At 71.6% G+C, this 4,119-nt stretch carries 3 protein-coding genes and 1 pseudogene; 3 read left to right on the top strand and 1 reads right to left on the bottom strand.

Annotated elements, in window-relative coordinates; all coding sequences use genetic code 11:
- From D474_RS0110535 to D474_RS0110525, 3 genes and pseudogenes are all read left to right on the top strand, one after another.
- Window positions 1-915 (top strand): annotated as a pseudogene (locus D474_RS0110535) (hypothetical protein); the annotation flags it as partial.
- Between the two features lie 19 nt (window positions 916-934).
- Window positions 935-1,873, top strand: a complete 939-nt coding sequence (locus tag D474_RS0110530; protein ID WP_017613539.1) for a glycosyltransferase family 2 protein — start codon at window positions 935-937, stop codon at window positions 1,871-1,873.
- The gene (locus D474_RS0110525; protein ID WP_017613538.1) at window positions 1,870-2,973 is read left to right on the top strand and encodes a glycosyltransferase family 4 protein; all 1,104 of its coding nucleotides are present in this window, start codon (window positions 1,870-1,872) and stop codon (window positions 2,971-2,973) included. The genes D474_RS0110530 and D474_RS0110525 overlap by 4 nt, the downstream gene beginning before the upstream one ends.
- On the opposite strand, the gene D474_RS0110520 is transcribed toward D474_RS0110525, so the two are convergent.
- Window positions 2,943-3,920 (bottom strand): lysylphosphatidylglycerol synthase domain-containing protein, encoded by a 978-nt coding sequence (locus D474_RS0110520; protein WP_394296528.1) that lies wholly within the window; start codon window positions 3,918-3,920, stop codon window positions 2,943-2,945. The genes D474_RS0110525 and D474_RS0110520 overlap by 31 nt on opposite strands.
- Window positions 3,921-4,119 lie beyond the last annotated feature (199 nt).

The raw sequence follows: 4,119 nt of genomic DNA, 5'->3' as shown, positions 1-4,119 counted from the left end.
CGGGCCCTGCCCCCCGTCCTGTGGCCCGACTACGGACACGGCAGCGACTTCACCGACCAGTGGGTGGCGGCCGTGCAGGAGATGGAGGGCCTGCCCGTCGAGGGCAGCCGAACCTACTACGACTACAGCCTGTACTGGGTCGGCTGGTACGTCGGGTTGGGCAGCGTCCTGTTCGCGACCTTCGGCGTGGCACTCGTCCTGCGCAAGCTCGCCCAGGGGCGCCTCGCACACTGGCTGCTCCCGGCCATGCTCCTGAGCTGGACCGTGGTCACCACCCTGCTGCGCCCCGCCATCACCCCGGACCATCCGTGGGCCAGCCGACGACTCATCGTGCTGGTGATCCCGGCGTTCATCCTGTTCGCGGTGTGGTTCACGGCCTGGCTGACCCGCTACTGCGCCCGTGCCACGGTCCCGGACCGCCGTGCCTCGGCCGCCTCTCTGCCCGTTGTGGTCGCCGCCGGTGCGTCCGTGGCCATGATCGGCCCCACCGTGATCACTTCCGCACAGGGGATCATGGGGTACAGACAGGACGTGGGCACCGTCGCTGCGACCGAGAACCTCTGCGCGTCGCTGCCCGAGGACGGGTCGGTGGTCGTGGTTGACTCCGGGATGGCGAGCAATTACATGCCGTTGATCCGGAACGTGTGCGGTCTGCCCACCGCCGCGATGAACGAACCGGTACAGGAGGACGTCGATCGCGTCGTCGGGGAGATCCACGAGCGCGACCGCACCGCCGTGCTCGCGGGCCCGGAATGGCGGCCGCTTCAGGAACTGACCGGCGCCGAACCCGAACGCCCGTTCCGGGTGGTGGCCGAGATGGACCCGAGCACCCTCATGGAACCGCCGACGGGGAGCTGGGGCTTCGAGGGAGACGTGTGGATCTCCGTCGTCCCGCCCGACGAGAACACCCGCTGACGACCCCGCTGAGAGAGGCATGACCGCAACACACGAACCCTCCCGCCCGGCCCCCGGAGGGCAGGAGAACGATCCCCGGGTGACGATCGTGCTGCCCTGCTACAACGAGGAACAGCACGTCGTCGACGAGGTCAAGCGCATCTGTGCGGCCATGGACCAGTCGGGGTGGACCTACGAGCTCCTGGCCGTGGACGATGCCTCCACCGATGGGACGCTCGAACGCCTGCGCGATGTGCAGGACCTGTTCCCGTACCTGCGCGTCATCGCCTTCGGCCACAACGGCGGCGCCGGGACGGTGCGCCGTGTCGGGAGCACTCGCGCGCGCGGGGAGTACGTGGTGTGGACCGATGCCGACATGAGCTACCCCAACGAGCGCATCCCCGAGCTCGTGCGCATGCTCGACGCCGACCCCGAGACCGACCAGATCGTGGGGGCCCGCACCACCGAGACGGGCTCGCACAAAGCGCTGCGGGTGCCGGCCAAGTGGATGATCCGCAAGTTCGCCGAGGGCCTGACCCGCACGCGCATCCCCGACCTCAACTCCGGGCTGCGGGTGTTCCGCCGCGACGTCGCCCGCCCGTACCTGCGGCTGCTGCCACCCGGGTTCTCCTGCGTCACGACGATCACGCTGGCCTTCCTGTCGAACCAACACCCGGTGCGGTACGTGTCCATCGAGTACGCCAAGCGGGCGGGGCGTTCCAAGTTCCACTTCGTCAGCGATGCCTACCGCTACATCCTCCAGGTGTTGCGGATGGTCATGTTCTTCCACCCCCTCAAGGTCCTGATGCCGCCCGCCCTGGGCCTCCTCGGCCTCGGCGTCGGCAAGTTCGTCTTCGACCAGGTGCGCAACCCGCTGTACATGCCCAACAACACCGTCATGATCCTCATGACCGGGCTGATCATCGGCGCGATGGCGCTCCTGGCCGACCTGATCGTGCGCTCCAGGGAGCACTCGTGAGGATCACCCTCGTCGGCCCCGCCCACCCCTACAAGGGCGGAGGGGCCCGCCACACGACCGAACTCGCCCACCGGCTCTCCGCCCGGGGGCACAGCACCGCGATCGAGTCGTGGCACGCGCAGTACCCGTCGCTGCTCTATCCCGGGCAGCAGACCATCACCGACCCGGAGGCCGAGACCTTCTCCGGCACCCGCCACCGTCTGGCCTGGTACCGGCCGGACGGGTGGTGGCGCACGGGGCGCAGGCTCGCGCGCCGGTCCGACCTGGTCGTTCTCACCCTGTTCTCGCCGGCGCAGATACCGGCCTACCTGGGCATCCTCGCGGGGCTGTGCTCGCGCCGCGAGCGTGCGCGGGTGGTGGCGCTGTGCCACAACGTGCTGCCGCACGAACGGCGTTCCGCGGACGTGAGCCTCACCCGTGCCCTGCTGAGGAGGGTCGACGGGATCGTCACGCACAGTTCCGAACAGGCCCTCCTCGCGCGGGGGCTGCTGCGCGGCGATCAGGCCGACCCGGTCGTGGCCTCGATGCCGCCGCACCTGCCCGAGACCGGCGGTGCGGTGGAACAGCCGTGCGGGGAGCGCCGGCACCTGCTCTTCCTGGGGATGGTGCGGCCGTACAAGGGTGTCGATCTGCTGCTGCGCGCGATGGCCGAGGGTGCGCCGGACGACGTCACGCTCACCGTTGCGGGTGAGTTCTGGGGCGGGACCGAGGAGCTGTCCGCGCTCGCCGAGGAACTGGGCCTGGGCGGCCGGGTGAAACTGCGCGACGGGTACGTGCCGGCCGAGGAACTGCCGGAGCTGTTCGCGGGTGCCGACGCCGCGGTGCTCCCGTACCGTTCGGCGACCGCGACGCAGAACGTGTGGATGGCGCACGAGCACGGTGTTCCGGTGATTGCCACGCGCGCCGGGACCCTGCCCGACCACGTGCGCGAGGGTGCGGACGGTCTGCTGTGCGAGCCCGGCGAGGTGGAGGACCTGGCGCGGGCACTGCGCGAGTTCTACACGCCCGGCATGCCGGAGAAACTGCGTGGCGGTGTTCGCCCCGTCGACCCCGGGCCGCACTGGGACGCCTACGTGGGCCGGTTGCTCTCCTCCGCCTGACCGCCCCCGAGCAGGCGGGGGGTGTGCGCGTGCCCCCGCCCGCGCCCGCGGGAAGCGAGGAGGCCCACGCCGGCCCAGGCGAGGTCGGCGACGGTCATGACCAGGCGGGACAGAACCGCCAGTACGAGGGCGGACCCGGCGTCCACGACCGGGGCGAGCGCAACGACCAGGACCGCCTCTCGCACGCCCAGACCCGCGGGTGCGAAGACCACGAGCAGGCCCAGGGTCCACGCGAGTGCGTAAGCACCGACAGCGGGGCCGAGCGAGGAGAGGGGGTCCCCGCCTACGGCCCACGTGAGGAGCCACAGGTGGGCGCCCAGGGGGATCCACGCGAGCAGGGTCCATGACACGGCAGTGGTGATTGCGCGTCCGCCCACGTCCAGGGTCCCGGCCTCGGCGACCTCCCGGAACCGGACGAACGGGCGCGCGGCCAGTCCCAGCCCCAGGGTGATCACCCGGGGGTGCAGGGCGGCCAGCACGAGCGGGGCCAGCGCGAGCGCCCACCACCAGCGCCGGGCGGCCTCGGCCGACGAGAGGGGAAGAGCGACCGCCGCGACCGCAAGCCCGGTCGCGACCGTCACGGCCACCGCGAGCAGCGTGGCCGCGGCGCCGCGGCTGCGTGGGACGGCGTGGTCCCGGGCCAGTTCCACCTGGGCGACGAAGGCCCATACGGACCCGGGCAGGTACTTGCCGAGCTGGCCGACGAACATCACCCGCGCAGCCACTCGGCGGGGGAGGGGCGAACCCAACCCCGCCAGCAGTGCCCGCCATCCCATCATCTGCGCGGCGAGGCCGGCCATCCCTGCGAGGACCGCGGCGGGCGGCGCCCACGGAGGGAGCTCCAGGACGGCCTCGCGTGCTTGGGCCCAGTGGGTGTGCAGCGCCCACCCGGCGGCCGCGCACAGGAGCACCAGCAGCGCCAGGCGTACCGCCCGGTTGCTGCGCAGGCGTTCCAGGAGGCCGGGCGCCCCGGCTCCGCCCGCCCCGCCGGTCTCGCCGGTTCCGCGGGGTTCGCCGGGTTCGTTCGCGGTGGGTTCCACGCTTCGACTCTAGGCGTATTGGCCTGAGGGGATGACGTGGTCGGAGGGTTCCGGCAGCGGGGTGTTGTGTGGGGTGTGGGGTTGTGGGTGGGGTTGTGGTGTTGCA

This window comes from Nocardiopsis salina YIM 90010 (genome assembly GCF_000341025.1).
Taxonomy (GTDB): Bacteria; Actinomycetota; Actinomycetes; order Streptosporangiales; family Streptosporangiaceae; genus Nocardiopsis; species Nocardiopsis salina.
This window is presented reverse-complemented; position numbering and strand designations above follow the sequence as displayed.